Raw genomic sequence first — 25,102 nt, 5'->3', positions numbered from 1 at the left:
CGAAAGAAGGAGCACCACCCTCTTATGACCGATGCGACTCTCACCGAGACCCGCAACGACCACTCCGACATCACGGCGGCCTGGTGGCGTCAGGCGATCGTGTACCAGATCTACCCCCGCAGCTTCGCCGACGCGAACGGCGACGGCCTGGGCGACATCCCCGGCATCGTCTCTCGCGCCGACTACCTCGCCGAGCTCGGGATCGACGCCGTCTGGCTCAGCCCGTTCTACCCCTCGGCGCTCGCGGACGGCGGATACGACGTGGCGGACTACCGCGACGTCGACCCGCGGCTGGGCACGCTCGCCGACTTCGACGAGATGGTCGCGGCACTGCACGAGCGCGGCATCCGCGTCGTCGTCGACATCGTGCCGAACCACAGTTCCGACCTGCACGAGTGGTTCCAGGAGGCGCTCGCCGCCGGGCGCGGATCGGCCGCGCGGGAGCGGTACATCTTCCGCGAGGGGTCCGGGCCGGACGGCGACGAGCCGCCGACCGACTGGACCGCCGCGTTCGGCGGGTCGGCGTGGGAGCGCGTCGAGGACGGCCAGTGGTACCTGCACAGCTTCGCACCGGAGCAGCCCGACCTGAACTGGGACCACCCGGAGGTCCGCGAGGACTTCCTCACGACGCTGCGCTTCTGGTCTGACCGAGGGGTGGACGGCTTCCGCATCGACGTGGCGCACATGCTGACCAAGGATCTCAGCGAGCCGCTGCCCAGCACCGCCGAGCTCGACGCACTGCCGCACGACGGCAACCACCCGCTGCACGACCGCGACGACGTGCACGAGATCTACGCCGAGTGGCGGCGGGTCTTCAACGAGTACGACCCGCCCCGCACGGCTGTCGCGGAGGCGTGGGTGAGCACCCCGGAGCGCCGCGCGCGCTACGCCTCGGCCGAGGGGCTGGGTCAGGCGTTCAACTTCGACCTGCTCGTCGCCGACTTCGACGCGGAGCAGTTCCGCACGGTCATCACCGACAACCTCGCGCAGGCGCGCATCACGGGGTCGTCGACGACGTGGGTGCTGTCGAACCACGACGTCACGCGTCACGCCACCCGCTACGGCCTCGCTCCGCTCAACGGGCGCAAGGGCGTAAAGCAGGGTGTGGAGTGGGTGGCCGCGGGCGGACCGGCCGAACAGCTCGACCGCGAGCGCGGGCTGCGTCGGGCGCACGCCGCGACGCTGCTGCTGCTCGGTCTGCCCGGCAGCACGTACCTGTACCAGGGCGAGGAGCTCGGGCTGCAGGAGGTCGCGGAGATCGGACCGGAGCAGCGCCAGGATCCGTCGTTCTTCCGCGGGGCCGAATTCGACGGCCTCGGAAGGGACGGATGCCGCGTGCCGCTGCCGTGGACGGCATCCGGTCCGTCGTTCGGCTTCGGTGCCGGCGACGCGCATCTGCCGCAGCCGGAGTGGTTCGCCGAGTACGCGGTCGACGTGGAGGATGCGGATCCGTCGTCGACCCTCGCGCTGTACCGTGAGGCGCTGCGGCTCCGTCGCCTGCTGCAGACCGACGAGACCCTGGAGTGGGTCGAGACAGGGCGTGCCGACGTCCTGCGCTTCGCGCGGCCGAACGGCTGGCAGATCGTGACGAACTTCGGCTCGGAGCCGTTCGACCTGGGCGCGGAGGCCGACGACCTCGTCCTGGGCACGCTCGTCGAGGGGGCCGTGCCCGCGGACTCGACGGTCTGGCTCGCGCCGCAGGGTCTCATAGCCTGACGCTCGACGGGACGGATTCCGCCGTGGCGGCCCGCCGCCGTGCCGAGGCCACCGCCCCGTGGGACCCACCGCCCCGTGGGCCGCGGGTGGTGGGTCTCGACGTATTCGACGGCTTTCGGCGGCACGGATCGCGGCATCCTCCCGATTTGATAATGGTTCTCATTAGCGCTTAGAGTGAGAGCATGAAGAAGCCCGTCGTCGCCCTCGCCCTCGCATCCGTCGCCGCCCTGTCGCTGGCCGGATGCTCCACCACCCCGGCCGCGGGAGAGGGCGGCGACGACGGCATCACGGTCGTCGCGAGCACCAACGTCTACGGCTCGCTGGCCGCGCAGATCGGCGGCGATCGCGTCGAGGTCGAGTCGATCATCACCTCGGCCACGCAGGACCCGCACTCGTACGAGGCCTCGGCGCGCGACCGCCTCACGGTGCAGAAGGCCGACCTCGTGATCGAGAACGGCGGCGGATACGACTCCTTCATCGACACGCTGCTGCAGGACGCGCAGGATCCGCACGTCGTCACGGCCGTCGAGTACTCGCACGACTACCCGGGCAACGAGGGCCATGACCACGCCGACGACGAGGAGGGCCACGACCACGGCGACGAGGCCGCCACGGAGGAAGAGGGCCACGACCACGAGCACGCCGACGGAGAAGAGGGCCACGAGGGTCACAACCACATCGAGGGCTTCAACGAGCACGTCTGGTTCGACCCGCACACGATGGTGCACGTCGTCGAGGCGATCGCTGACGAGCTGTCGGAGCTCGACCCCGACGGCAAGGACGACTTCACCGCGAACGCCGACAAGATCGTCGCCGACCTCGAGGGGTTCGAGGCCGACCTCGCGACCCTGAAGACGGATGCTGCGGGAGCGAACGTCATCATCACCGAACCGCTGCCCGGCTACATCGCCGCGGCGGCCGGCCTCACCGACGTCACGCCCGAGGGCTTCGCCGAGTCCGTGGAGGAGGGCACCGACGTGGCCCCGGCCACGCTGCTCGCGACCCTCGACGTGATCTCCGCGGGAGACGTGCGCGCGGTGCTGACCAACGCGCAGACGGGTGGCGCCGAGACGCAGCGCGTCGAGGATGCTGCGACGGATGCCGGTATTCCGCTCGTCGCGTTCACGGAGCTGCTGCCCGAGGGATCGTCGTACTCTGAGTGGATGAGTGACGCGATCCAGAGCCTCGCCGACGCGCTCCAGTCGTGAGCGGCGCCGCCGACACGACCGCAGGCCCCGCGCCGCGCACCCCCGTCCTGGAGGTGCGCGGCGCCGCCCTGCAGCGCGGCGACCGCGAATTGTGGTCCGGTCTCGACCTGACCGTCGAGCCGGGGGAGTTCATCGCCGTGCTCGGACCGTCGGGGTCGGGCAAGACCACGCTGCTGCGCAGCATCCTGGGCCTGCAGCCGCTGTCGGCAGGAGAGATCCGCGTCTCGGGCGGGCCCGTGCGCAAGGGCAATCGCCGCATCGGCTACGTGCCCCAGCAGCGCACCCTCGCTCCCGACACCAGCATGCGCGCGCGCGACCTCGTCGCCCTCGGCGTGCAGGGCAGCCGGTTCGGATTCCCCGTGCCCCACCGCGGCGACAAAGCCAAGGTCGACGAGCTGCTGCGCGCGGTCGGCGCCTCGCACTTCGCCGACCGGCGGGTGGGGCTGCTCTCGGGTGGAGAGCAGCAGCGCCTCCGGGTCGGACAGGCGCTCGCCGACGAGCCGTCGCTGCTGCTGTGCGACGAACCGCTGTCGAACCTCGACCTCGCGAACCAGGTCGCCGTGACCGACATCATCGACCGGCAGCGCCGTGAGCGCGACGCCGCCGTGCTGTTCGTCACCCACGACATCAATCCGATCCTCGGCCGCGTCGACCGCATCCTCTACATCGCCGGCGGCCGCTTCGTGCTCGGCACCCCCGAGGAGGTGCTGCAGACCCGCGTGCTCACCGAGCTCTATGGCACACCCGTGTTCGTGCTGCGCGCCGGCGATCGGCTGGTCGTCGTCGGAGTGCCGGATGCCGAGCCCCACCACGACCACGATCACGAGGCCCACGCATGACCGCCGCCACCGGCATCGTCCAGACCGTGGACTGGAGCGACGTGTTCTCGTTCCAGGACTACGGCGACCTCGTCGCGCTGCTCGCCAACTCGATCGTCGCGGGCGCCGTGCTCGGCATCGTCGGCGGACTCATCGGCGTCTTCGTGATGCAGCGCGACCTCGCGTTCGCCGTGCACGGTGTCAGCGAGCTCTCGTTCGCGGGCGCGGCCGCTGCCCTGCTGTTCGGCGGCAGCGTCGTCGCCGGCTCGCTGGGCGGAGCGCTCGTCGCGGCCGTCCTCATCGGCATCCTCGGCGCGAAGGCGAGGGACCGCAACTCGATCGTCGGCGTGCTGATGCCGTTCGGTCTCGGTCTCGGCATCCTGTTCCTGTCTCTCTACGACGGCCGCAGCGCGAACCGCTTCAGCCTGCTGACGGGTCAGATCGTCTCCGTCTCGAGCCCCGACCTGGGCTGGCTGCTCGGCATCAGCATCGTGGTGCTGCTCGGTCTGCTGCTCATGTGGCACCCGCTGCGCTTCGACTCCCTCGATCCCGAATCGGCCGCGGCGCGCGGCGTGCCCACCCGCGCGGTGAGCCTGCTGTTCATGGTGCTGCTCGGCCTCATCGTCGCGGTCAGCGTGCACATCATCGGCGCGCTGCTCGTGATGGCTCTGCTCGTGACGCCGGCCGCCGCCGCGATGCGCGTGACCGCCGGACCCGTCGCGGTGCCGCTGCTCGCGGCGCTGTTCGGATTCGTGTCGGCGGTGGGCGGCATCCTGCTCGCGCTCGCGGGCACCCTGCCGGTGAGCCCGTACATCACGACCCTGTCGTTCACGATCTACGTCGTGTGCTGGATCATCCAGCGGGTGCGCGGAGGCGTGCGGCGCGTCCGCGCCTGACGCCGTCCGGAAGGGCGCCCGTCCCAGCGGCGCCGCTCCCAGCCCCCGACAAGCACGGCGCGCCTAGAATCGTGGGTATGGCTCAGCGGAACACCTGGCAGCGCGAACGCGTGCGCGAAGCGCTCGCCGACGCGCGCGGATTCGTGAGCGCCCAGAGCCTGCACGCGTCGCTGCGCGACGACAACACGGGAATCGGCCTCGCCACCGTGTACCGCGCGCTCGCCGGCCTCGCCGCTTCCGGCGATGCCGATTCGCTGCAGAGCCCCGAGGGCGAGGCGCTGTACCGCGCCTGCACGACGCAGGGTCATCACCACCACTTGATCTGCCGCAACTGCGGTCTCACCGTCGAGATCGAAGCGAAGGACGTCGAGCAGTGGGCGCATCGCACCGCCGCCCTGCACGGGTTCACGGACGCCGCGCACGTGGTCGACATCTTCGGCCTGTGCGCCCCCTGCACCAACAAGCGCGCCGCAGAAGAGGCAGCGATCGCGTGACGGCGCAGGCCCCGACCCGCACGGCGCACTCGCACGGGCCCGTCAGGCCGCCGCGGTCGCCCTGGATCGGCGTCGCCCTCGGCGCCGGCATCGTCGCGGCGCTGTTCCTCGTCGACGCGTTCCTCCCGAACCTCTACGACGCGGCGCTGCCCAGCCGGGCACAGGATGGCCTGACCCTCGCTCTCAGCGTGCTGATCGAGGCACTGCCCTTCGTCATCCTCGGCGTGCTGCTGTCGATCGTGGTGCAGGTGTGGCTGCCGTCCGACGTCATCCACCGCTGGCTTCCGCGACGCGCGTGGGCCCGCCGTGCCGTGCTGTCGCTGCTTGGCATGCTGATCCCGGTCTGCGAGTGCGGCAACGTGCCCTTCGCCCGCGGACTCATGATGCGCGGACTCGCCCCGGCCGAGGCGCTCACGTTCCTCATCGCCGCCCCGATCGTGAACCCGATCGTGATCCTCACGACGCACGCGGCGTTCGGGTTCGACGACGGCATCCTCGTCGCCCGTCTCATCGGCGGCTACGTCATCGCGAACCTCATCGGCTGGATCTACAGCCGACACCCCTCGCCCGACTCGCTGCTGACGCAGCGCTTCGTCGACACGTGCGAGCGGGTCACGCACGAGCCGGGAACCCCGGTGCGCCGCAGCCTCACGCAGTTCCTCGTCGAGCTGCGCGCGGTCATGCCGGCGCTCATCATCGGATCTGCCCTGGCCGGTGCGGTGCAGGTGCTCATCCCGCGGGAGCTGCTGCTCGCGATCGGATCCAACCCCGTGCTGTCGATCGTCGCGATGATGGCGCTCGCCATGACCGTCGCGATCTGCTCGAACGTGGATGCGTTCTTCGCGCTGTCGTTCGCCTCGACGTTCTCCTCGGGCGCGATCGTCGCGTTCCTGCTGGTCGGGCCGCTCGTCGACGTGAAGATGCTCGCGCTCATGCGCACCACCTTCACCACCCGCACGCTCGCGGGAATCGTCGGCGTCGTCGTGCTCGCCGCCTTCGCCATCGGGATCGGGGTGAACGTCTTTGTCTGAGCAGTCCGTCTCGCGCCGCCGAGCCCTCGGCACCCGCTGGCTGGGTGTGGGGCTCGCGACCATCGTCTCCATCGTCACGCTCGGCCTCGGCGTGACCGGACGCCTCACCCTCTACATCAGCCCCGAGTCGGTGTGGTTCGCCTGCGCCGCCGCGGTCGTGACCCTCGCGGCCGCGATCTGGTCGTGCACGCTGCCGCTCGGCGCCGAGACCGACCACGGGCACGATCACGGATCTCACGATCACGGATCGGACCATGCGGATGCCGAGGACGCGCGGCCCTCCGCCCGCCGCGCTTTGGCGACGGCCGGCACGGTCGCCGGTGGCGTGATCGCGTCGGGTGTCGTGGTCGCCGCACTCGTGCTCCCTCCCGCCTCCCTGTCGGTCGAACTCGCGATGTCGCGCGCGGGGGAGCAGACCGCGCTCTTCGTCGGCGCCGATGACGTGACGCTGGGCGTCGCCGACACCTCGACGTTCGGCGTGGGCGACTGGGCGAGCGTGTTCGCCTCCGCCACGAACACCGCCGCCTACGACGGCAAGGCCGTGTCGCTCACGGGGTTCGTCACGCCGTCGGATGCCGACGGCGTGAACCTCACGCGGCTCGTCATCACGCACTGCGTGATCGACGCGCAGACGGCGACGCTGCCCGTCACGATCGACGCGGGGGAGTTCAAGACAGGACAGTGGGTGCAGGTCGAGGGCACCGTGAAGGCGGATGCCGACGGCCGACTGCACGTCGACCCGACCTCGGTGCAGCCCATCGACGAGCCCGGGGACCCGTATGAGTACTGACGAGCCGCCCGTCCCGCGCACACGCGCCGAGATGCGTGCCGCCCGCGAGGCCGCCGCCCGCGAGGCCGCCGCCCGCGAGGCGGAGGCCCGCGAGGCCGACGTCACTTCCCGCGGGTCGTTGAGCGAGGACGGCGCAGCCGACCGAGACGACACGCACGGGGTTCGACCCGACGCCGCCCCGTCGCCGGAACCGGGTGTCTACTCACCTCCGCCGCCCGCGACGACCGAGGGCCCGACCCCCGCCGACGCACCGCCGCGCAATCGCCGCTTCCTCGTCGCGCTCGGGGCCGTGCTCGGCATCCTCGTCCTGGTGGGCGCGGGCCTCGGCGTCGTGAGCCTGACGCAGGGCCCGCGGATCACCGAGGTGCAGGTGAACCCCGAGCAGGCGGTCGAGACGTCGGGCAGTCGGGTGATCCTCACGACGAACCAGGCGCTGTCGGCGATCGACGAGTCGCAGGTGACGGTCGAACCGGCTGTTCCATTCACGCTCGATGCGGCAGGGCGCGGTGTCGGCATCCGCTTCACGGTCCCCCTCGACGACGCCACCGAGTACACGGTGCGCATCGCCGACGCGACCGGAGCCGGCGGGGGTCCGTCGACGACGCTGACGACGAGTTTCACGACGCCGTCGTCGAGCATCTTCCTGCTGCGGCGCGATGCCGACGGCGACGACACGATCTTCCGCACCGATCTGACGGGTGAGAACGCCGTGCCGGTGTACGCCGCCGACAAGATCAACGACTTCCGCGCGACGTCGACGCAGCTGGTCGTCTCGGTCGAAGAGGACGAGGGGTCGAAGCTCCTCGTCATGAAGCGCGACGGTTCCGATCCGCGTGAGCTGAAGCTCCCCGGTGACGGATACGTCGGCGCGATCCAGGTCTCCGACCGCGGCGGGTACGTCGGCTACAGCTACTCCGACCGCGAGCTCAGCGACACCGAGGGGCGAGCGAGCGTCCTCGTCACCCAGTCGCTCAGCGGCGACGACGACCCGGTGGTGACCGAGGTCGGCGGCACGGAGGCGAACATCTTCGTCTGGCAGTTCGTGCCCGACAGTTCGGCGGTGCTGTTCATCGACTTCGACGGGGCGCTGTCGCTCGTCGACCGCTCGACGGATGCCGGTGTTCAGTCCCTGGGGCTGGCGACGACCATCCAGGGCATCAGCCGCGGCACGTACACGGCGATCGTCGAGCGGCTCGACGGCTCGGTCGTCGAGCTCAACCTCACGGACGGATCGGAGCAGCCGCTCGCCGCCTCGAACCCCGACTACGGCACGGCGACGACGATCACGCCCTATCCGGGCGGCACGCTGCGGCACGTCGTGGCGCGTGATGAGAACGGCATCCCGTCCGGCCAGGCGATCATCACGGTCGACGACGAGGGCACCGCGATCCCCCTCGTCGAGGTGGGGTCGACCGATTCGATCCTGCAGGCGTGCGCGTCGCCCAGCGGCCAGTACGCCGCCGTCGTGATCGCCCCCGACCTCACCGACAACCCGTACGACCGCATGCTGCTGCCCCTGCCCGAGAAGATGGAGACGCATCTGCTCGACCTGCGCACGGGCGACGAGATCGTGGCCCTCACCGGGTTCGACGCCTCGTGGTGCCAGACGGCGCCGCAGTTCTGAGCACCATGCCGTTGGATGCCGTGCACCGGGCGACCCGCGCCGAGCTGTCCGGCCTGCCGGTCGACGTCGCCCCGTCGTTGCTGGGCGGAGAGCTGCGCACCCTCGTCGCCGGCTCCGCGGTGCACCTGCGGATCACCGAGGTCGAGGCATATCACGGGCAGGGCACCGGGCCGCATGCCGACCCCGGTTCGCACGCTCGCATGGGCCGCACGGCACGCAACGCCACGATGTGGGGCGAGCCGGGGCACCTGTACGTGTACCTCAGCCACGGCATCCACTCCTGTGTGAACGTCGTCTCGGGCGCCGAGGGTCAGGCGGGCGGGATCCTGCTGCGCGCCGGCGAGGTCGTGCACGGTGTGGATGCCGCCGCCATCCGCCGTCGTGCCGAGCCGCCTCTCACGTCGCGCCTGCTGCGCGACCTCGCCCGCGGGCCAGGGCGTTTCGGGCAGGCGGCCGGGCTGCGGCATCCGCTGCACGACGGCATCGACGCGGTCGCCGGGTCCGAGCTGGAGGGCGCGCGGGCGGAGCTGTGGCTGCGCGACGAGCCGGTGCTCGACGTCGCGACGGGGCCGCGTGTCGGCGTCGCCGGTGTCGCGGGTACCGACGCCTTTCCGTGGCGGTTCTGGATCGCCGGCGACCCGACCGTCTCGCCGTTCCGCTGGGGGAGGGGTGCGCAGGCCGCGTCGATCGGGCGAGCCTGACCGTGCTAGACTGACTCTTTGTCTGCGCACACTCCTGTGCGCAGTTCGCGTGCTACAGGGTTCCCGAGCTTGTCGACGGGCCCGTGGCGTGCAGACAAGGGATCTTGGGTGAGGCCGTCCGGCCTCACGGTAATGAAGGAGTCACCATCATGGCAGCAGTGTGCCAGGTGACCGGTGCTGTTCCCGGCTTCGGTCACAACGTCTCGCACTCGCACCGCCGGACGAAGCGCCGCTTCGACCCGAACGTGCAGAAGAAGACCTATTTCGTCCCGTCGCTCGGTCGTAAGATCACGCTCAACGTGTCCGCCAAGGGCATCAAGGTGATCGACGCCCGTGGCATCGAGAACGTGGTCAAGGACCTCCAGGCGAAGGGTGTGAAGCTCTAATGGCCAAGAAGGCTCAGGACGTCCGTCCGATCATCAAGCTGCGTTCGACGGCAGGTACGGGTTACACGTACGTGACGAAGAAGAACCGCCGCAACACCCCCGACCGTCTCGTGCTCAAGAAGTACGACCCGGTCATCCGTCAGCACGTCGAATTCCGAGAGGAGCGTTGATCCATGGCTAAGAAGAGCAAGATCGCTCGCAACGAGCAGCGCAAGGCAGTCGTGGACCGCTACGCGGAGCGTCGTCTCGAGCTGAAGAAGACCCTCGTCGACCCGAACGCGTCGGACGAGGCCCGCGAGGCCGCTCGCGTCGGCCTGCAGAAGCTGCCGCGCAACGCGTCGCCGGTGCGCCTGCGCTCGCGCGACGTCATCGACGGCCGCCCCCGTGGTGTCCTCACGAAGTTCGGCATCTCGCGTGTCCGCTTCCGTGACATGGCGCACCGCGGCGAGCTGCCCGGCGTGACCAAGTCGAGCTGGTAAGCCACAGCATCCAGTCGGAAGGGGCGAGGATCTTCGGATCCTCGCCCCTTCTGCATCCCCGGGCTCTGCCTCGCCCGCGTCCTGTCCCCCGCCGCGCGTATCCCCCCGGGCGCGCCCGCGTACCGAAGGAGATCGCACGTATCGAAGGATCGGATGCCGCATCCGGTCCTTCGATACGCGTGATCTCCTGCGGTACGCGCCGCGGGATCCCTCCGTGATCCTCGCGGGACAGCGCGACGGATGCCACGATGAGAGGGATCGCCATGGACACCACGACTCCCCGACGGCCGAGCGCCGCGCGCATCCGCCTCATCGACACGGCGACCCGCCTCTTCTACGAGGAGGGGATCCACGCGGTCGGCGTCGACCGCATCATCGAGGAGGCGGGCGTGACGCGCGCCACCCTCTACAAGCAGTTCGGCGGCAAGGAAAACCTCGTTCTCGCCTACCTCCGCAACGAGGACGGAGTGCTCCGGTCGCTGTTCGACGAGGCGGAGTCGGATGCCGCGGGCCCGGCGACCCTCGTCGACGCCGTCATCGACCGGATCGCCGCCGACATCCGCCAGCGGCACACGAGAGGCTGCCCCTTCATCAACGCCGCGGCGGAGTACCCCGACGCGGCTGGTCCGGTGCGCACGGTGATCGACGAGCATCGCGACTGGTTCCGGTCCGCCCTGGAGGGCGTCGCTGCGGCGGCCGGTCTCCGGCATCCCGCGGAGGTCGCGGACTCGCTCGTCATGCTCCGTGATGCCGCACTCGTCGGCGGCTATCTCGACGGCGAGGACCGCGTCGCTCCGGCCTTCGAGCGAACGGCCCGGGCGGTGGTCGACGACCACCGAGGGTCGTGAGCGAGCCCGTCACGGGGCGTCCTCAGGCGTCACATTCGTCACATCTGCACCACGACACGCCAAGGAAAAGCCCAAAACCCGCGAAATGACGCGGAAATGAGGGTCGTCGTTGGTACATTCAAGGCGGTCACACGACCAACGGCAGGCGCCCGTCTGCCGAACCACAAACGATGCGACGGATCCGTCGCTGGAGGATGACATGGCTGACAAGTCCATCACCAAGACCGAGCTCGTCGCGAGCATCGCTTCCGCCACCGGCCAGAGCCAGGCCACCGTCTCGGGCGTTCTCGACGCGCTGTTCTCCTCGGTCTCCGACGCCGTTGCCAAGGGCAGCAAGGTCTCGATCCCGGGCTGGATCTCGTTCGAGCAGGTCGCGACCGCCGCTCGCACGGGCCGCAACCCGCAGACCGGCGCCGAGATCAAGATCCCGGCCGGCAAGCGCGTCAAGGTGACCGCCGGTTCCAAGCTCAAGGCTGCCGTCAAGTAAGACCGCACCTTTCGAAGGCCGCTTCCGATCCGTTCGGGGGCGGCCTTCGGCGCGTCCTCCCCGGCCACGCGGCTTAGGCTGGAGGGGTGAGTTCCCGCGCCGTGTCAGCCCCGACGAGCCCTGCCTATCGTGCAGTCGGCGTCGGCATCCTGCTCGCGGGCGGACTCGTCGCCGTGGTCGTCGCCCTGATCCTCGGCGGAGGCGCGGCCCCGCTCCTGCTCCAGGACCCCGGACCCTTCGTGCGCTGGGCGATCCCCGTCGTCAAGCTCGTCATGAACATCGCCGCCGCAGCCATGCTCGGCTCGCTCGTGCTCGCCCTCTTCGCGCTGAAGTCGGAGCAGAACTCCTTCGAGGTCGCGCTCAACACGGCATCCGTCGGCGCAGCCGTCTTCACGGTCTCGGCCGGCATCAGCGCGTTCCTGACCTTCATGGCCGCGTTCAACCCGCAGCTGAGCGCCGAGCGGGAGTTCGGGTCCCAGCTCGGCCGCTTCCTGCTTGAGACCGCGCTCGGCCAGTCGTGGCTGATCACGACGATCATGGGCTCCGTCATCACGGTGCTCGTGTTCGCCTGGCGCAGCTGGCTGCCCACCCTGCTCACGGCCCTGCTGGCCGCGGCATCCTTCCTCCCCCTCGCGACGCAGGGGCACTCCGGCGAGCTGTCCGGTCACAACGTGGCCGTCAACTCGATCCTCCTGCACACGATCGGCGCGGCAGTCTGGCTCGGCGGCCTGCTGCTCGTGATCGTGCTGCGCGGTCGATCCGACATCGGCACGGCGAAGCTCGTCGCCCGCTACTCGAGCCTCGCGATCGCGGCGTTCGTGGTCGTCGCCGTCTCGGGACTCGCTCGCTCGGTGGTCGCCCTCGGCGACATCACGCAGCTCATGACGCCCTACGGCGGCATCCTCATCGCCAAGGTCGTGCTGCTCGTCGGCATGGGGCTGTTCGGGGCCTGGTACCGCATCCGTCTCATCCCGCGGCTCGACGGCGCGCAGGGGGCGCGCTGGTTCTGGATGCTGGTGCTCGGCGAGATCGCGCTGATGGGCCTCGCGTCCGGTGCCGCCTCGGCGCTCGCGCGCACGCCCCCTCCCACCGGGGAGGAGGCGGCTTTCGTGCAGACGCCGGCGGAGAACCTCACGCGCTCCCCGCTGCCGCCCGAGTTCACGATCGACCGCTGGTTCACGGCCTGGGACATCGACATCCTCTGGCTCGTCGCGGCCGGGTTCGGTCTGTTCTTCTACCTCGCCGGCGTCCGCCGCCTGCAGAAGCGCGGCGACCGCTGGCCGATCCACCGCACGGTGTTCTGGGTGCTCGGCGTGCTCATGCTCGTGTGGGTGACCGGTGGGCCGATCAACGCGTACCAGGAGTACCTCTTCAGCGTGCACATGCTCGGGCACATGATGCTGTCGATGGCGATCCCACTGCTGCTGGTCTCGGGCGCACCGATCACGCTCGCGCTGCGCGCGATCCACAAGCGCGACGACGGCACCCTCGGCGGTCGCGAGTGGATCATGTGGGCCGTGCACTCACCGTTCGCGAAGGTGGTCACGCACCCGTTCGTGGCGGCGGCGATCTTCATCGTGTCGCTCTGGGCGTTCTACTTCACCGACCTCGTGCGCTGGTCGATGTACGAGCACCTCGGCCACGAGTGGATGGTCGCGCACTTCCTCATCTCGGGCTACCTGTTCGTCATGAGCCTCGTCGGGGCCGACCCCGTTCCGTACCGCCTGCCGTACCCGGGCCGTCTCATCACCCTCATCGCCGTCATGGCCATGCACGCGTTCTTCGGCATGGCGATGATGATGCAGGAGGGGCTGTTGGTCGCCGACTGGTTCGGCTCGATGGGCCGCGACTGGGGCCCCTCCCCGATGGAGGATCAGTACATCGGCGGCGGCATCGCGTGGTCGATCGGAGAGATCCCCACGCTCATCCTCGCGATCACCGTGGCGATCCAGTGGAGCCGCAGCGACACCAACCTGCAGAAGCGCCGCGACCGGCATGCCGACCGCACGGGCGATGCCGAGCTCGAGGAGTACAACGCCCGGCTCGCGGAGCTGGCAGACCGCGACCGGCGCGAGGCGGAGCGCGCGGCGCGCTAGTCGCGCGACCCGTCAGCCCTGCGACGCGCTAATCCTGGGGCGCGTCGTCGGGCGACCCCACGCGGATCGACGCCGAGCCGTCGGGCAGGATCGTGATGGTGCCGTTGACCTGGAAGGGCACGTCCTCGGAGATCGCCTGCACCGTGCCGTCGAACAGGGAGCGGATCTCGACCTCGACGTGCGCCACGGCATCCGTCGGGGGGATGCTCCAGTGACCGTTGTCGTCGGGGACGACCGTGACCTGCGGCTGTGCGGCGATCGACCATTCCGGCAGCGAGGCGATGCGGTTCGACACCTCCAGTCCGAACGGGCAGGCCGTCGGCTGCAGCACCTCCTGCGTGGTGCACGCGGTCAGGAACTCCTCGACGCGCTGCTGCACGACCGCCGTGAACTCCTCGGTCGGCTCGGTCTGCACGTCGAGAGGCGTGACGGCGAGCGGGGTGTCGGCGAGCACGCCCACCCCCGTCGACGTCGAGATCGGGGTGTCGACGGTCACGGAGTAGATGCCGGGGGTGAACACGAGCATCGGGAGCGGGTCGAGCGGCGCGGCATCGGCCGAGATCTGCCGACGGTCGACCTCGAAGCCGTTGATCGAGAACCGGTCGGCACCTCGGAGCGTGAGGTTCACGACGGCGAGCGGGCTGGTCGTGAAGCGCCAGTTCGGGGTGACCCCGGCCCAGCCGTCCTGGGCGACCGAGAACGTCGTCGTGCCGTCGTGCTCGCCCGCGCGGTACGAGACGGTGACGGCGATATGGTCGCCCTCGGGCTTCTCCGACACGATCTCGACCTGCGAGAGCGGCGCGAGCGCGGCCTGACGCAGCATGGCTTCGGATGCCGTGGCCATGATGCCCGCCTCCTCCAGCGTCTCGCTGTCGATGGCCACACCGGGCACGCGGAGCGCGTCGGCGGCCTTGCCCTGCGACAGCAGGTCGAGATATCGCTCGACGAACGCGGACGGGCCGTAGAACTGCTGATACAGCGTGGCGCCGCCCGCCGCCAGGGCGGCGACGAGCACGAGTCCGACGACGGCGAGAAGCGCGAGGTCGGCAGCGAGACGGGAGCGCCGGGGCGCCTTCGTCTCGACCTGCTGCATGGCGCAAGTCTAGGAGGGAGCGCTGGGGGGACGCCGAGCGTCGCCGCGTCGTCGCGCCCGTGTCAGACGGATGCCGCGCGGTGCCGCCACGTACCATGGGGGAGCGTGCGCACGGCATCCGTGTGCGCGCCCCCGCGGCCGTGATCGCCGCGCTTCCACCCGTCGCCAGCCCTGTGAGAGAGTCGTGTCCCTTCCCGCCCTGTCAGAAGAGCAGCAGGAGCTGTTCCGCCTGATCGAGGACACGAGCGAGCACGTCTTCATCACGGGCCGCGCCGGCACGGGAAAGTCCACCCTCCTGCAGCATTTCGCCTGGAACACCAAGAAGCAGATCGCGATCTGCGCACCGACCGGCGTCGCCGCCCTCAACGTCGAGGGGCAGACGATCCACTCGCTGTTCCGGTTGCCGATCGGTCTGATCGGCGACTCCGACATCGACCAGAACGACAACACCCGCCGCATCCTCAACGCGATAGAGACGCTCGTGATCGACGAGATCTCCATGGTGAACGCCGACCTCATGGATGCCATCGACCGCTCGCTCCGGCAGGCGCGCGGCAAGCGCGGCATCCCGTTCGGCGGGGTGCAGGTCGTCATGTTCGGCGACCCGTACCAGCTGGCGCCGGTCCCGCCGCGCGGCGACGAGCTGCGCTACGTCAAGGACCACTACCGGTCCTTCTGGTTCTTCGACGCGAAGGTCTGGGCAGGCTTCGACGGCGGCGATGCGGAAGCACCCTCGGGCGATGCCCTGTTCGCGGTCGACACCCGCGCCGAGCTGCACGTGCGCGAGCTCGTGCAGATCCACCGGCAGTCCGACGACGGCTTCAAGGCGATGCTGAACGCCGTGCGCTACGGCCGCGTGACCGCCGAGATCGCCGGGGTGCTCAACGCGCAGGGCGCGCGGACGCCGCCCGAGCCCGAGCCGGGCGAGGTGCCGATGATCACCCTGGCGACGCGCAACGACATCGTGAACGGCATCAACAGCCGTCACCTCGCGGCGCTGCCCGGCAAGGAGCAGACGGCGAAGGCCGAGATCAACGGCGAGTTCGGCCGGGGGGAGGCGTCGCTGCCCGCCGAGACCGAGCTCAAGCTCAAGGTCGGAGCCCAGGTGATGTTCCTGCGCAACGACACGTCGATGTCGGGGGAGCCGCCGCGGTGGGTCAACGGCACGATCGGCACGGTCGTGCGCATCCTCGGCGAGACCGTGCGCGTCGAGATCGACGGCGAGGAGGTCGACGTCGAGCCCGCCGTCTGGGAGCGATTCCGATACTCGTACGAGCCCACCACGAAGAAGCTGACGCGTGACGTGATCGCCGAGTTCACGCAGTTCCCGCTGCGTCTGGCGTGGGCCGTGACGATCCACAAGTCGCAGGGCAAGACGTACGACCGGGCGATCGTGGATCTCGGATCGGGGGCGTTCGCGCCCGGTCAGACGTACGTCGCGCTCTCCCGGCTGACCTCGCTGGATGGGCTGTACCTCTCGCGGCCGCTGCGCCCGAGCGACATCCGCGTCGACGAGGACGTGCGGCGCTTCATGCGCGACGCGTGGATCGCGCGGTCGACCCCGGAGGTCGGGAAGGGCTGAGGTGTCCCGGAGGTCGTCGACCGAGCGGAGCGGGACGAAACGCGGTGGCCTGCGTCAGGCGGCGACGCGCGCCCGGTCGAGGTCCTCGAAGAGCTCGGTGTTGAAGCGGTACGCCAGGAGCACCTCGTCGATGACGCGCTCGCGCTCCGCATCGTCCCAGGGTGCGGCGTCGAGCTGCTCGCGGTAGACGTCCTTGAAGGCGTTCGGGTCGGCGATGTCGTCGAACAGGTAGAAGCCGATGCCGTTGGTCTCGAAGCCGAAGCGGCGCGCCATGACCCGGCCGATGAAGATGCCGCCCGACAGGTCGCCGAGGTAGCGCGTGTAGTGGTGGGCGACGAACCCGCCGACCCAGGTCGCGCCGACGTGGCGGATGCGCGCGACATAGGCACGCGTCGTGGGCAGCGGCGTGATGAGCGAGCGCCACTCGTCGCCGAGCAGGAACGCGAGGTCGGCCTCGAGAGCCGGCAGACGGGTGAGCTTGTCGCTGAGGAAGACCGAGGCGACGGGGTCCTGGCGCATCCGGTCGCCCGCGCCTTCGAGCGCCTCGTAGATGAAGTAGTGCTGCGCGACGAGGGAGATGTAGTCCTCGCGGGAGCCCTCGCCCTTGAGCAGATCGGACATGAACCCGGCCCCCTCGCTGCGCGAATGCGAACCGGAGGAGCGCTCACGGAGGGCGGCGGAGAAGGAGAGGATCTCGGACATGTCCTCAGTGTAAGGGTTACCTAACTTGAAGCGAAACCCTCGATCCCGCTGTGTCGGCGCCCGTCGTCAGTCGTGGGGCCGCGGCTCGATGCCGAGCTTCGCGCAGGCGAGGTCGTAGATGGCGACGACCTCGCGCCGCACCGCCGGACGCTCGGTGATGGGGCCGCCCGGCCACGGGACGCGCAGCTCGGACGCGGTGCCGCCGCGGGTCACGCTCCACGTGCCGCCGTCGCCGTCGAAGCCGGTCATGGTCGATCCCGTGACCTCGCCCTCCTCGCCGGTCGAGAACGCCCTGGCGATCAGCATGTTGTCGTCGGTGTGGTCGCCGTTCATGTGACGGAGGACGGCGGCGATGATGTCGGCATCGAAGGCGTGGGGCATGATCATCACCCTACGGGCACGCCCGATGCGTACTTTCAGCCTCCGCGTTCTAGACTCGGGAGACACGTCTTCCGGGGGTCCCCTTCATGCAGCTTCTCTCGTCGCGCAGGTTCCGCGCAGCAGCGGCCGGCGTCGCCATGCTCGGGATCTTCCTCACCGGGTGCACGTCCGAGCCCTCTTTCAGTTACGAGCCGCCGGCTCAGGTCGACGGCGCTCTGCCCGATGACACGGTCGCGGCGATGCAGGATGCCGTCACGAACGCGCTCACGGCCTCCGGCGCGACCGGTGCGGTCGTCGGCGTCTGGGTGCCGTGGAGCGGCAAGTGGGTGACCGGCGTCGGGACGCAGGATCCGGGTGCCGGAGCCGAGATCAGCACCGACATGGCGTTCCGCATCGGCGACGTGACCCGCCTCATGACCTGCGACGTGCTGTACGCGCTCGCCGACGAGGGGACGGTCGACCTCGACGACCTCGTGCCCGACTATGTCTCGGGTGTGCCCGACATGAAGGATGTCACGCTGGTCGACCTGTGCAACGGCACGAGCGGCATCGGCTCGTCCGAAGCGGTCGCCAAGTCGGCGTGGCTCAACACCCCGGAGCGCGTGTGGTCGCCCCTGGAGCTGGCCTCCTACGGTCTCGGCGCCGGACGTGTCGCCCCGCACACCACGTACCGCGAGTCGGACGCCGGGTACCTGATCCTGGGTCTCGCCCTCGAACGGGCTTCCGGCCTCTCCGCCTCCGAGCTCATCGCGCAGTACGTCACCGAGCCGCTGGGGCTCCCGAACACGTCGCTTCCGCGCGCAACCGCGGCGCCGCCGTCGGCGGGCGCGGTCATGGAGGGCCACTACCTGTCGCCCGTCGAGGGCGGGTACAACTGCGCGGCTCCCGTCGACATCACGACCATGTCGTCGAGCACCGGGTTCACCGACTCGGGCGTCGTGTCGACCATCGAGGACCTCGGTCGCTACGCCCAGGCCGAGGCGGCCCAGGTGCTGCGGACCGAGGAGGAGCCGAACCGCTTCGGCGCCCCGCTGCCCGCCTACGAGGGTGCGCCGTCGTGGCAGCAGGCGACCGGCGGCGCGAGCCTCGTCGGCTCCATGGTCGGTCAGTACGGCTGGACTCCCGGCTACGCCACGGCCGCGTACTCCGACCCGACCACCGGTTTCACGGTCGCCGTGTCGCTCAACGACTCGACGCAGGGCGGCACGGTCGCCGCGTACCTCGCGTGGGAGCTCGCCGCCATCGCATCGAAGGCCCCCGCTGCCTCCGGACAGACGGCGCCCGAGTTCGGTCTTCCCTTCACCGCCGAGCAGTATCACCAGGCGATCGCCGAGACGGCCATCGCCTGCGTCGCCCCCGCCGAGGGCTGAGCGCACCCGGCACGGCCTGAGCAGGAGGAGCGCCATGCCGATCATCGACAACGCCATCTATGTCGACGGTGTCCGCACCGAGAACCCCGCGAGCCTCAGCGAGACCTTCGAGCTCATGCACGCGCGCGGCGGCATGAGCTGGATCGGCCTGTATCGGCCGAGCGCCGATGAGATCCGCGAGGTCGCCGAGGAGTTCGGCATCCATCAGCTCGTGGTGGAGGACGCGCTCTCGGGCCATCAGCGCTCGAAGCTCGAGCGCTACGGCGACGTGCTGTTCATGGTGCTGCGTTCCGCCCGCTACCTCGACGCGACGGAGGAGGTCGAGTTCGGCGAGATCCACGTGCTCGTCGGACCGGAGTTCGTCGTCACGATCCGCCACGCCGAGTCACCCGACCTCGGCAAGGTGCGGCACCGCCTGGAGGGTGACCCCGCGCTGCTCACGCAGGGTCCGGAGGCGGTGCTCTACGCCATCCTCGACGAGGTGGTCGACGAGTACGCCCCGGTGCTCGCCGGTCTCGAGAACGACATCGACGAGATCGAGAGCCAGCTGTTCGAGGAGGGCGTCGACGCGACCCAGCGCATCTACGAGCTCGGTCGCGAGGTCATCGACTTCCAGCGGGCGACGCAGCCGCTGTCCGGCATGCTCGACGCCCTGCTTCGCGGATCCGAGAAGTACCACGTCGACGAGGAGCTGCAGCGGTACCTGCGCGACGTGCTCGACCACACGCTGCGGATCGCCGACCGGGTCACCACGTTCCGCACCGTGCTCGACAACGCGCTCACGGTGGAGTCGACGATCGTCGCCCGCCGCCAGAACGAGGAGATGCGGCGCATGACCGAGCTGAGCATCCGGCAGAACGACGAGGTCAAGCGCATCTCCGGCTGGGCCGCGATCCTCTTCGCCCCGACGCTCGTCGGCACGGTCTACGGCATGAACTTCGACAACATGCCTGAACTGCACTGGGCGTTCGGGTACCCGATGGCGATCGGGCTGATGCTCGCGATGGGCGTGGGCCTCTACGTCGCGTTCAAGCGCAAGGGCTGGCTCTAGCCGAGCGCCGGCCGCGCCGTCGGTCGGAGAGCACGCGGCTCAGCGGTCGACCGGGCGGCCCTCGTCGTCGAGCTCGACGCCCGGGCCGGGGCCGGGGCGCACCGCGGCATCCGGAGCGATGTCGATGCGCGTCACGCCGTCGTGCTCGGTGACCTCGATGCGCGGAGCCGCGTCCTCCTCCGTCGCGTTCGGGGCGGTGGTCAGCTGGTCGTGACGCTTCTCTTCGAAGCTCATGTCGTCGACGCTGCTCGTGTCGTCAGGCGTTGCCATGGGTGTCCTCCTGGGTGTCGTGAGGGGTGGTCGGTGAGGCGGATGCGGTGGCGGCTGCTGTCGCCCGGTCGGAGCGGGCGCGTCCCCAGCGGGCGAGGACGAACAGCACGACGCCGACGGCGAGAAGGATGGCGCCGAAGAGCCAGACGACGGGACGCTGCTGGGTGAGCAGCAGGATGCAGGACGCGACGCCGAGCACCGGCACGAACGTCCAGACGCGGAAGTGGTCGCGCTCGACGCGGTCGCGACGGAGCACCAGCACCGACACGTTGACGCTGAGGAACACGAACAGCAGGAGCAGCACCACGGTCTCGGCGAGTGTCGCGAGGTCGCCGACGAGCGTCAGGCCCATCGCGACGAGGGTCGTGGTGAGGATCGCCACCCACGGCGTCCTGCGGTTCGGGAGCACCCGCCCGAGGATGCCCGGCAGGAGGCGCTGCTCGGCCATGCCGTAGGTGAGACGGCTCACCATGATCATCGTCAGCAGTGCGCCGTTGGCGACGGCGATCAGCGCGATGAGGCTGAACAGCCACGAGGGGATGCTGACGCCGGTGGCCTCGACCACCGCGAGCAGCGGGCCGCTGGACTCCTGCAGCTCGGACGCGGGGAGTGTGAGGGAGCTCGCGACGCCGACGAGCACGTACACCGCGCCGGCGGTGGACAGCGCCCCGAACAGGGCGCGCGGGTAGGTGCGGCGGGGGTTCTTGACCTCTTCGATCATGTTCGCCGAGGTCTCGAACCCGACGAACGAGTAGTACGCGATCACGGCTCCGCCCAGCACTGCGAGCGCGACCGGCGTGCCGTCGGGGGTCGCGGTGAGTCGCGACGCGTCACCGCCACCGCCTGCGACGAAGATGCCGACCACCGCGATCACGATCACGAGGCCGCTGAGCTCGATCGCCGTCATCACGAGGTTCGCGCCCATCGATTCCCGGATGCCGCGGGCGTTGAGGGCGGCGACGACCGCGAGGAAGACGATGGCCACGGGAGTCGCAGGCAGGTCGAAGAACGTGCCGAAGTAGTCACCGGCGAAGGCGATCGCGAGACCCGCCGCACTCGTCACGCCCGCGGCGAGCATGCTGAACCCGACGAGGAACGACACGATCGGACTGCGGAAGGCGCGCTCGGCGAAGACCGACGCCCCGCCGGCACGCGGGTACTTCGTGACCAGCTCGGCGTAGGAGCCTGCGGTGAGCAGCGCGAGCAGGAGTGCGAGCAGCAGGGGTGCCCACAGCATCCCGCCGACCTCTTCGGAGAGCACGCCCATGAGCGCGTAGATGCCGGCGCCCAGCACGTCGCCGAGGATGAAGGCGAACAACAGCGGTCCGGTGATCGCACGCCGCAGCTTCGTGGGCGTCTCGGCGCCGGCGGGCGCGTCTGTGGTGTCGGATGCCATGCGCTGAACCCTAGGAACGCGATCGTCGTCGGGCGACGGGGTTGACACGGCGGGGTCCGGTCGGCCACACCCGGTCGGCCGGGCGGCGGACCCGGCGAATCATTCCTCCGGTGGATGCCGGGCGGCGGCGCTCCTGCGTACCGTGGAGGCATGCTGATCGTCGAAGAGCTCCACATGCTCCTCCTCCGTCCTGACGGCCGGGTCGAATCCTCGGTGAGCGTCAATCGCCTGTACGGCGAGATCGCCGCCGTGCTCACCGACCTCGCGCTGCGTGGTCGCATCACCCTCACCGAGGAGCGTCATCCCGTCGTCGAGATCGCGTCGACCGAGCCGACCGGGCACCCGGTGCTCGACACGACGCTCGAGCGGCTGGTGCCGCTGCGCGGCAAGCGTCTGCAGTCGCTCATCGGCCGTCCCAAGCTCGACCCGCTCGAGGTGGTCGTCGAGTCGCTCGTCGTGCAGGGTGTGCTCGTGCGCGGTGAGCGCGGATTCTTCGGCTGGGGGTCCGTGCGCACGCCCGAGTCCGACCCGGCGCCCGAGCGCGTGCTGCGCGCCCGCCTCGCCGACGTGATCGCAGGCAACCGCGCCGCCACCAGGGCCGATCTCTCGCTGCTGTCGATCCTGCAGAACCTGAACGCGGCGCACGCGATCCTCCGGGAGGAGTGCGCCGGTGCTTCGGCTCGCGACCTCAAGAAGCGGATCGAACAGCTGACGGCGGACGCGCCGCAGGCCGACGGCACCGCGGTCGGCGACGCGGTGGCGAGCGCCCTCGACGCCGCGATGGCTGCGGCGATGATGGCGGCCATGACTCCCGCGATCGTCGGGGCCACGGTCACCTGAGCCCGGTCACCCGAGCCCGGTCACCCGACCTGCCGCCCGTCAGACCGTCGGGAGGCGTCCGATGAGGGGATTGCGGTCGTCGGGGTCGACCACGATCCCGGTCACCGCATCGAGGGCGAGAACGGGGAAGTGCGACGTCGCCCCGATCTTCTCCTCGCTGCCCAGCACGTAGGTGCGTCGGCTCCGGGCGGCGACGGCTCGTTTCGTCGCGGCGTCGTCGAGACGCCCGGTGGTGAGGCCGTTCTCGGGATCGATGCCCGTGACACCGAGGAAGAACGCGTCGGAGGAGAGGTGCTGCAGGGCTTCGATCGCCAGCGGTCCGCCCGACACGAGCGAGTGGCGCGACAGCTCCCCGCCGATCATCACGACCCGGGCGTCGGTGTGCTCGGCGACCGCCAGTGCGACGGCGGGGCTCGGAGTGATCACGGTCAGGTCGGCGCCGGGCGGCAGCATCCTGGCCATCGCGAGCGTGGTGGTCCCCGCGTCGAGCACGACGGTGGATGCCGGGGCGATGAGGTCGACCGCGCGGCGGGCCACGCGCTCCTTGCTCTCCGTCGCGAGGCGGAGTCGCGCGTCCACGGGGCGGTCGGCGGCGGGAATCGGGAGTGCTCCGCCGTAGACGCGGACGAGCTCACCGGCCTCGGCCATCTCGCGGAGGTCGCGACGGATGGAGTCCTCCGACAGCGACAGCTCGCGGGCGACGTCCTTCGCGACGATCCGACCGTCGCGCTGCAGGATCTCGCGGAGGTGGGTCCTGCGCTGCGCGCTCAGCATCCGGATAGCCTCGTTCTTTCATGTAGTTGCACGTTTGTGCACGGTTAACGATACAGTGCTCGGCATGAACACACCACTCCTGATCCTCATCGCCGGCCCCTACCGCTCCGGAACCGGCGGAGACCCCGCGCTCATCGCTCGCAACCTCGAACGGCTCGAGGAGGCGGCTGCGCCGATCCACCGCCTCGGACACGTGCCGATGATCGGCGAATGGGTAGCTCTCCCCGTGCTGCGCGGACTCTCGGACAGCGCCGCGGGAGGCGAGGCAGGAGAAGACGGCGACGTCATGTACGAGACGGCCCACCGCCTGCTGCAGCACTGCGACGCGGTGCTGCGCCTGCCCGGAGCCTCAGCGGGCGCGGACAAGGACGTCGAGATCGCTCTCCAGCGCGGACTCCCCGTCTACCGCTCGCTCGACGAGATCCCCGCCGCGGTCCACGTCGCCTGACGTCCACGGGCGGCGCGACCGATCACGCCGGGAACGTCACTCCGGTGAGCTCCTCGGCGGCCGTCCAGAGGGCGCCGCCGACCTCCCGCGAGCGCACCTCGTCCGACGCGCGGACGCGGCGCGGAGCGCCGCGGAACTCCAGCGGTCCGCCCGGCCCCCAGTAGTCGCCGCCGGTGGCGTCCGGCGAGGCCGCGGCGTGCACGATCGCCGCGGCACCGGCATCCTTCCCCTGCACCACCCCGCGGGTGAGGGAGGCGAGTCGTCTGGTCGACGGCCGGACGGGGGCGAGGCCGTCGCGCTCCGGGGTGAGCGGGTCGACCGCATAGCCGGGGTGCGCGCAGAGCGCCGAGCGCGCCGTGCCGCGCCACCGTCGATCGAGCTCGAACGCGAGGGCCATGAGCGCGGCCTTCGAGCGTCCGTACTGCCGCAGCGAGCTGCCGGTCCACGGGGCGTCGAGCGTGTCGGGGGAGATGCGCGCGAACCGGTGTGCGATCGAGCCGACGGCGACGACCCTGGCATCCGGAGCGAGAGCGGGTGCGAGCTGGGCGAGCAGAGCGAAATGGCCGAGCGCGTTCGTCCCGATCATGAGGTCGTGCCCGTCGGCGGTGCGCTCGCCGCGGTCAGCCGCCTTCACCCCCGCGTTGCAGATCACGCCGTGCAGAGGCTCGTCCACGCTCGCCGCCGCAGCGGCGATGCCGGTCAGCGTACCGAGATCGAGGGAGAGGATGCCGACGTCGGCGCCCTCGACGTGCGTGCGGATCGACCGCTCGGCCACGGTCGCGCGGTCGACCGAGCGGCATCCGAGCACGACCCGCGCGCCGCGGGCGGCGAGCAGCTCGGCGCACCAGTATCCGATGCCGGCGTTCGCCCCGGTGACGAGGAACGTGCGGCCGGCCAGGTCGCGGGTCTGCGGGGTCGGGGTCATCACACCAACCTACGGTGCTCGGCCCCGGGCGGCGCTGCCTCCCGTAGCCTGGGCGCATGACCACGCAGAGTGCACGAACGGCCCTCGAGGTCGCCGACTGGCGGCGCCGCGTCTTCGCGCTGTACGCCGCGATCCGTGAGGCCGATTCGCCCGAGGAGGCCCACGAGCTCTGGCGCATCGAGCGCGACGAGCTGCTGCTGCGGCATCCGGCCACGCCGCTCCTGCCCGACGACCGGGTGCTCTTCGAGGGCGTGCCGATCGCCTCGTACGACCCGGAGTGGCGCTTCGAGCTGCCGATCGAGCCCGCGGAGCCCGGCGGTTTCGAGTTCGCGACGGGCACCGACGGCGTGGTGCCGTTCGAGCGCGTCGGTCTCGTCGAGATCCCCGGCGTGGGCAGCCTCGACGTCTGGCGGCTCACCACCTACGGGGGCGGTCTGTTCGTCCCGGTGCGCGACGCGCTCGCCGGTACGCCGGACGGCACGTACGGCGGCGGACGCTACCTGCTCGACACCATCAAGGGCGCGGACCTCGGGTCGGATGCCGAGCGCGGTACCGTCGTGCTGGACTTCAACTTCGCCTACAACCCGTCGTGCGCCTACGACCCGGCGTGGGCGTGTCCGCTCGCGCAGCCGGGCAATGTGCTGCCGGTGGCTGTGCCGGTCGGCGAGCTCTACGCGGGGACCGCCTGACCGCCGG

Annotated in this window: 28 protein-coding genes; 21 read left to right on the top strand and 7 right to left on the bottom strand. The window is 70.4% G+C overall.

What is annotated here, in order from left to right; genetic code table 11:
* Positions 1 to 24: 24 nt before the first annotated feature.
* From RAC69_RS05305 to RAC69_RS05235, 15 genes are all read left to right on the top strand, one after another.
* Positions 25 to 1,716, top strand: coding sequence for a glycoside hydrolase family 13 protein (locus tag RAC69_RS05305; protein ID WP_375085652.1), 1,692 nt, complete (start codon positions 25 to 27; stop codon positions 1,714 to 1,716).
* A gap of 182 nt (positions 1,717 to 1,898) precedes the next feature.
* The gene (locus RAC69_RS05300; protein ID WP_375085651.1) at positions 1,899 to 2,924 is read left to right on the top strand and encodes a metal ABC transporter solute-binding protein, Zn/Mn family; all 1,026 of its coding nucleotides are present in this window, start codon (positions 1,899 to 1,901) and stop codon (positions 2,922 to 2,924) included.
* Positions 2,921 to 3,763 (top strand): metal ABC transporter ATP-binding protein, encoded by an 843-nt coding sequence (locus RAC69_RS05295; protein ID WP_375085649.1) that lies wholly within the window; start codon positions 2,921 to 2,923, stop codon positions 3,761 to 3,763. The genes RAC69_RS05300 and RAC69_RS05295 overlap by 4 nt, the downstream gene beginning before the upstream one ends.
* Entirely contained in the window at positions 3,760 to 4,638 is an 879-nt protein-coding gene (locus tag RAC69_RS05290; protein ID WP_375085647.1) for a metal ABC transporter permease, read from the top strand. Before RAC69_RS05295 ends, RAC69_RS05290 begins: the two co-directional genes overlap by 4 nt.
* Before the next feature lie 77 nt (positions 4,639 to 4,715).
* Positions 4,716 to 5,132, top strand: a complete 417-nt coding sequence (locus tag RAC69_RS05285; protein WP_096713480.1) for a Fur family transcriptional regulator — start codon at positions 4,716 to 4,718, stop codon at positions 5,130 to 5,132.
* A gap of 65 nt (positions 5,133 to 5,197) precedes the next feature.
* Positions 5,198 to 6,163, top strand: coding sequence for a permease (locus RAC69_RS05280; protein WP_375085806.1), 966 nt, complete (start codon positions 5,198 to 5,200; stop codon positions 6,161 to 6,163).
* Positions 6,156 to 6,953, top strand: coding sequence for a TIGR03943 family protein (locus RAC69_RS05275; RefSeq protein WP_375085644.1), 798 nt, complete (start codon positions 6,156 to 6,158; stop codon positions 6,951 to 6,953). Before RAC69_RS05280 ends, RAC69_RS05275 begins: the two co-directional genes overlap by 8 nt.
* A complete protein-coding gene (locus tag RAC69_RS05270) occupies positions 6,943 to 8,577 on the top strand; it encodes a hypothetical protein (protein WP_375085642.1) in 1,635 nt (544 codons plus the stop codon). The genes RAC69_RS05275 and RAC69_RS05270 overlap by 11 nt, the downstream gene beginning before the upstream one ends.
* A 5-nt stretch (positions 8,578 to 8,582) precedes the next feature.
* On the top strand, positions 8,583 to 9,278 hold the full coding sequence (locus RAC69_RS05265) for a DNA-3-methyladenine glycosylase (RefSeq protein WP_375085804.1): 696 nt from the start codon (positions 8,583 to 8,585) through the stop codon (positions 9,276 to 9,278).
* Positions 9,279 to 9,427: 149 nt separating this feature from the next.
* Positions 9,428 to 9,664 (top strand): 50S ribosomal protein L28, encoded by a 237-nt coding sequence (gene rpmB, locus RAC69_RS05260; RefSeq protein WP_025102729.1) that lies wholly within the window; start codon positions 9,428 to 9,430, stop codon positions 9,662 to 9,664.
* Complete coding sequence (gene rpmG, locus RAC69_RS05255; RefSeq protein ID WP_017203558.1) at positions 9,664 to 9,834, top strand: 50S ribosomal protein L33; 171 nt, start codon at positions 9,664 to 9,666, stop codon at positions 9,832 to 9,834. The genes rpmB and rpmG overlap by 1 nt, the downstream gene beginning before the upstream one ends.
* Positions 9,835 to 9,837: 3 nt before the next feature.
* A complete protein-coding gene (gene rpsN / locus RAC69_RS05250) occupies positions 9,838 to 10,143 on the top strand; it encodes a 30S ribosomal protein S14 (RefSeq protein ID WP_067195802.1) in 306 nt (101 codons plus the stop codon).
* Between the two features lie 263 nt (positions 10,144 to 10,406).
* Positions 10,407 to 10,991, top strand: a complete 585-nt coding sequence (locus RAC69_RS05245) for a TetR/AcrR family transcriptional regulator (RefSeq protein WP_375085641.1) — start codon at positions 10,407 to 10,409, stop codon at positions 10,989 to 10,991.
* 199 nt (positions 10,992 to 11,190) lie between these two features.
* Positions 11,191 to 11,478: an HU family DNA-binding protein gene (locus tag RAC69_RS05240; RefSeq protein ID WP_050724056.1), complete on the top strand. Its 288-nt coding sequence runs from the start codon at positions 11,191 to 11,193 to the stop codon at positions 11,476 to 11,478.
* Between the two features lie 86 nt (positions 11,479 to 11,564).
* On the top strand, positions 11,565 to 13,574 hold the full coding sequence (locus RAC69_RS05235) for a cytochrome c oxidase assembly protein (protein WP_375085639.1): 2,010 nt from the start codon (positions 11,565 to 11,567) through the stop codon (positions 13,572 to 13,574).
* A gap of 28 nt (positions 13,575 to 13,602) precedes the next feature.
* Here the strand turns inward: RAC69_RS05235 and RAC69_RS05230 are convergent, their stop codons facing one another.
* Positions 13,603 to 14,667: a hypothetical protein gene (locus RAC69_RS05230; RefSeq protein WP_375085637.1), complete on the bottom strand. Its 1,065-nt coding sequence runs from the start codon at positions 14,665 to 14,667 to the stop codon at positions 13,603 to 13,605.
* Positions 14,668 to 14,851: 184 nt separating this feature from the next.
* On the opposite strand from RAC69_RS05230, the gene RAC69_RS05225 reads away from it, so the two are divergent.
* Positions 14,852 to 16,249: an ATP-dependent RecD-like DNA helicase gene (locus RAC69_RS05225; RefSeq protein WP_375085636.1), complete on the top strand. Its 1,398-nt coding sequence runs from the start codon at positions 14,852 to 14,854 to the stop codon at positions 16,247 to 16,249.
* A gap of 54 nt (positions 16,250 to 16,303) precedes the next feature.
* Here RAC69_RS05225 and RAC69_RS05220 read toward each other — a convergent pair whose 3' ends face one another.
* Together RAC69_RS05220 and RAC69_RS05215 are read right to left on the bottom strand one after the other, a co-directional pair.
* A complete protein-coding gene (locus tag RAC69_RS05220) occupies positions 16,304 to 16,951 on the bottom strand; it encodes a heme oxygenase (biliverdin-producing) (RefSeq protein WP_375085634.1) in 648 nt (215 codons plus the stop codon).
* A gap of 66 nt (positions 16,952 to 17,017) precedes the next feature.
* Positions 17,018 to 17,332, bottom strand: coding sequence for a DUF2470 domain-containing protein (locus RAC69_RS05215; RefSeq protein WP_375085632.1), 315 nt, complete (start codon positions 17,330 to 17,332; stop codon positions 17,018 to 17,020).
* Positions 17,333 to 17,418: 86 nt separating this feature from the next.
* Here RAC69_RS05215 and RAC69_RS05210 point away from each other — a divergent pair, with 86 nt between their 5' ends.
* Both RAC69_RS05210 and corA read left to right on the top strand, forming a co-directional pair.
* The gene (locus RAC69_RS05210) at positions 17,419 to 18,702 is read left to right on the top strand and encodes a serine hydrolase domain-containing protein (protein ID WP_375085631.1); all 1,284 of its coding nucleotides are present in this window, start codon (positions 17,419 to 17,421) and stop codon (positions 18,700 to 18,702) included.
* A 34-nt stretch (positions 18,703 to 18,736) separates the two neighbouring features.
* Complete coding sequence (corA, locus tag RAC69_RS05205; protein ID WP_341933040.1) at positions 18,737 to 19,753, top strand: magnesium/cobalt transporter CorA; 1,017 nt, start codon at positions 18,737 to 18,739, stop codon at positions 19,751 to 19,753.
* 39 nt (positions 19,754 to 19,792) lie between these two features.
* On the opposite strand, the gene RAC69_RS05200 is transcribed toward corA, so the two are convergent.
* A complete protein-coding gene (locus RAC69_RS05200) occupies positions 19,793 to 20,023 on the bottom strand; it encodes a multidrug transporter (RefSeq protein WP_375085630.1) in 231 nt (76 codons plus the stop codon).
* Positions 20,010 to 21,419: an APC family permease gene (locus RAC69_RS05195; RefSeq protein WP_375085629.1), complete on the bottom strand. Its 1,410-nt coding sequence runs from the start codon at positions 21,417 to 21,419 to the stop codon at positions 20,010 to 20,012. Before RAC69_RS05195 ends, RAC69_RS05200 begins: the two co-directional genes overlap by 14 nt.
* A gap of 150 nt (positions 21,420 to 21,569) precedes the next feature.
* Here RAC69_RS05195 and RAC69_RS05190 point away from each other — a divergent pair, with 150 nt between their 5' ends.
* Positions 21,570 to 22,259, top strand: a complete 690-nt coding sequence (locus RAC69_RS05190) for a GPP34 family phosphoprotein (RefSeq protein ID WP_375085627.1) — start codon at positions 21,570 to 21,572, stop codon at positions 22,257 to 22,259.
* Positions 22,260 to 22,298: 39 nt separating this feature from the next.
* Here the strand turns inward: RAC69_RS05190 and RAC69_RS05185 are convergent, their stop codons facing one another.
* The gene (locus tag RAC69_RS05185) at positions 22,299 to 23,033 is read right to left on the bottom strand and encodes a DeoR/GlpR family DNA-binding transcription regulator (protein WP_375085625.1); all 735 of its coding nucleotides are present in this window, start codon (positions 23,031 to 23,033) and stop codon (positions 22,299 to 22,301) included.
* A 64-nt stretch (positions 23,034 to 23,097) separates the two neighbouring features.
* Between RAC69_RS05185 and RAC69_RS05180 the strand changes: the two genes are divergently transcribed.
* Complete coding sequence (locus RAC69_RS05180; protein WP_375085624.1) at positions 23,098 to 23,481, top strand: DUF4406 domain-containing protein; 384 nt, start codon at positions 23,098 to 23,100, stop codon at positions 23,479 to 23,481.
* A 22-nt stretch (positions 23,482 to 23,503) separates the two neighbouring features.
* On the opposite strand, the gene RAC69_RS05175 is transcribed toward RAC69_RS05180, so the two are convergent.
* On the bottom strand, positions 23,504 to 24,406 hold the full coding sequence (locus tag RAC69_RS05175; protein WP_375085622.1) for an SDR family NAD(P)-dependent oxidoreductase: 903 nt from the start codon (positions 24,404 to 24,406) through the stop codon (positions 23,504 to 23,506).
* Positions 24,407 to 24,462: 56 nt separating this feature from the next.
* Here RAC69_RS05175 and RAC69_RS05170 point away from each other — a divergent pair, with 56 nt between their 5' ends.
* Entirely contained in the window at positions 24,463 to 25,095 is a 633-nt protein-coding gene (locus RAC69_RS05170) for a DUF1684 domain-containing protein (RefSeq protein ID WP_375085620.1), read from the top strand.
* Positions 25,096 to 25,102 lie beyond the last annotated feature (7 nt).

Origin of the sequence: Microbacterium sp. LS_15 (assembly GCF_041954735.1) — a bacterium.
In the GTDB taxonomy this organism is placed as follows: Bacteria; Actinomycetota; Actinomycetes; order Actinomycetales; family Microbacteriaceae; genus Microbacterium.
This window is presented reverse-complemented; position numbering and strand designations above follow the sequence as displayed.

Excerpts from the sequence above, each read along its gene's own strand:
- RAC69_RS05265 (WP_375085804.1), top strand. The coding sequence starts at position 8,583 with ATGCCGTTGGATGCCGTGCACCGGGCGACCCGCGCCGAGCTGTCCGGC.
- RAC69_RS05195 (WP_375085629.1), bottom strand. The coding sequence starts at position 21,419 with ATGGCATCCGACACCACAGACGCGCCCGCCGGCGCCGAGACGCCCACG.
- RAC69_RS05185 (WP_375085625.1), bottom strand. The coding sequence starts at position 23,033 with ATGCTGAGCGCGCAGCGCAGGACCCACCTCCGCGAGATCCTGCAGCGC.
- RAC69_RS05270 (WP_375085642.1), top strand. The coding sequence starts at position 6,943 with ATGAGTACTGACGAGCCGCCCGTCCCGCGCACACGCGCCGAGATGCGT.
- RAC69_RS05175 (WP_375085622.1), bottom strand. The coding sequence starts at position 24,406 with ATGACCCCGACCCCGCAGACCCGCGACCTGGCCGGCCGCACGTTCCTC.
- RAC69_RS05290 (WP_375085647.1), top strand. The coding sequence starts at position 3,760 with ATGACCGCCGCCACCGGCATCGTCCAGACCGTGGACTGGAGCGACGTG.
- RAC69_RS05245 (WP_375085641.1), top strand. The coding sequence starts at position 10,407 with ATGGACACCACGACTCCCCGACGGCCGAGCGCCGCGCGCATCCGCCTC.
- RAC69_RS05220 (WP_375085634.1), bottom strand. The coding sequence starts at position 16,951 with ATGTCCGAGATCCTCTCCTTCTCCGCCGCCCTCCGTGAGCGCTCCTCC.
- rpsN (WP_067195802.1), top strand. The coding sequence starts at position 9,838 with ATGGCTAAGAAGAGCAAGATCGCTCGCAACGAGCAGCGCAAGGCAGTC.
- RAC69_RS05305 (WP_375085652.1), top strand. The coding sequence starts at position 25 with ATGACCGATGCGACTCTCACCGAGACCCGCAACGACCACTCCGACATC.
- RAC69_RS05210 (WP_375085631.1), top strand. The coding sequence starts at position 17,419 with ATGCAGCTTCTCTCGTCGCGCAGGTTCCGCGCAGCAGCGGCCGGCGTC.
- RAC69_RS05230 (WP_375085637.1), bottom strand. The coding sequence starts at position 14,667 with ATGCAGCAGGTCGAGACGAAGGCGCCCCGGCGCTCCCGTCTCGCTGCC.
- corA (WP_341933040.1), top strand. The coding sequence starts at position 18,737 with ATGCCGATCATCGACAACGCCATCTATGTCGACGGTGTCCGCACCGAG.
- RAC69_RS05240 (WP_050724056.1), top strand. The coding sequence starts at position 11,191 with ATGGCTGACAAGTCCATCACCAAGACCGAGCTCGTCGCGAGCATCGCT.
- RAC69_RS05200 (WP_375085630.1), bottom strand. The coding sequence starts at position 20,023 with ATGGCAACGCCTGACGACACGAGCAGCGTCGACGACATGAGCTTCGAA.
- RAC69_RS05300 (WP_375085651.1), top strand. The coding sequence starts at position 1,899 with ATGAAGAAGCCCGTCGTCGCCCTCGCCCTCGCATCCGTCGCCGCCCTG.
- RAC69_RS05170 (WP_375085620.1), top strand. The coding sequence starts at position 24,463 with ATGACCACGCAGAGTGCACGAACGGCCCTCGAGGTCGCCGACTGGCGG.
- RAC69_RS05215 (WP_375085632.1), bottom strand. The coding sequence starts at position 17,332 with ATGCCCCACGCCTTCGATGCCGACATCATCGCCGCCGTCCTCCGTCAC.
- RAC69_RS05180 (WP_375085624.1), top strand. The coding sequence starts at position 23,098 with ATGAACACACCACTCCTGATCCTCATCGCCGGCCCCTACCGCTCCGGA.
- rpmG (WP_017203558.1), top strand. The coding sequence starts at position 9,664 with ATGGCCAAGAAGGCTCAGGACGTCCGTCCGATCATCAAGCTGCGTTCG.
- rpmB (WP_025102729.1), top strand. The coding sequence starts at position 9,428 with ATGGCAGCAGTGTGCCAGGTGACCGGTGCTGTTCCCGGCTTCGGTCAC.
- RAC69_RS05285 (WP_096713480.1), top strand. The coding sequence starts at position 4,716 with ATGGCTCAGCGGAACACCTGGCAGCGCGAACGCGTGCGCGAAGCGCTC.
- RAC69_RS05190 (WP_375085627.1), top strand. The coding sequence starts at position 21,570 with ATGCTGATCGTCGAAGAGCTCCACATGCTCCTCCTCCGTCCTGACGGC.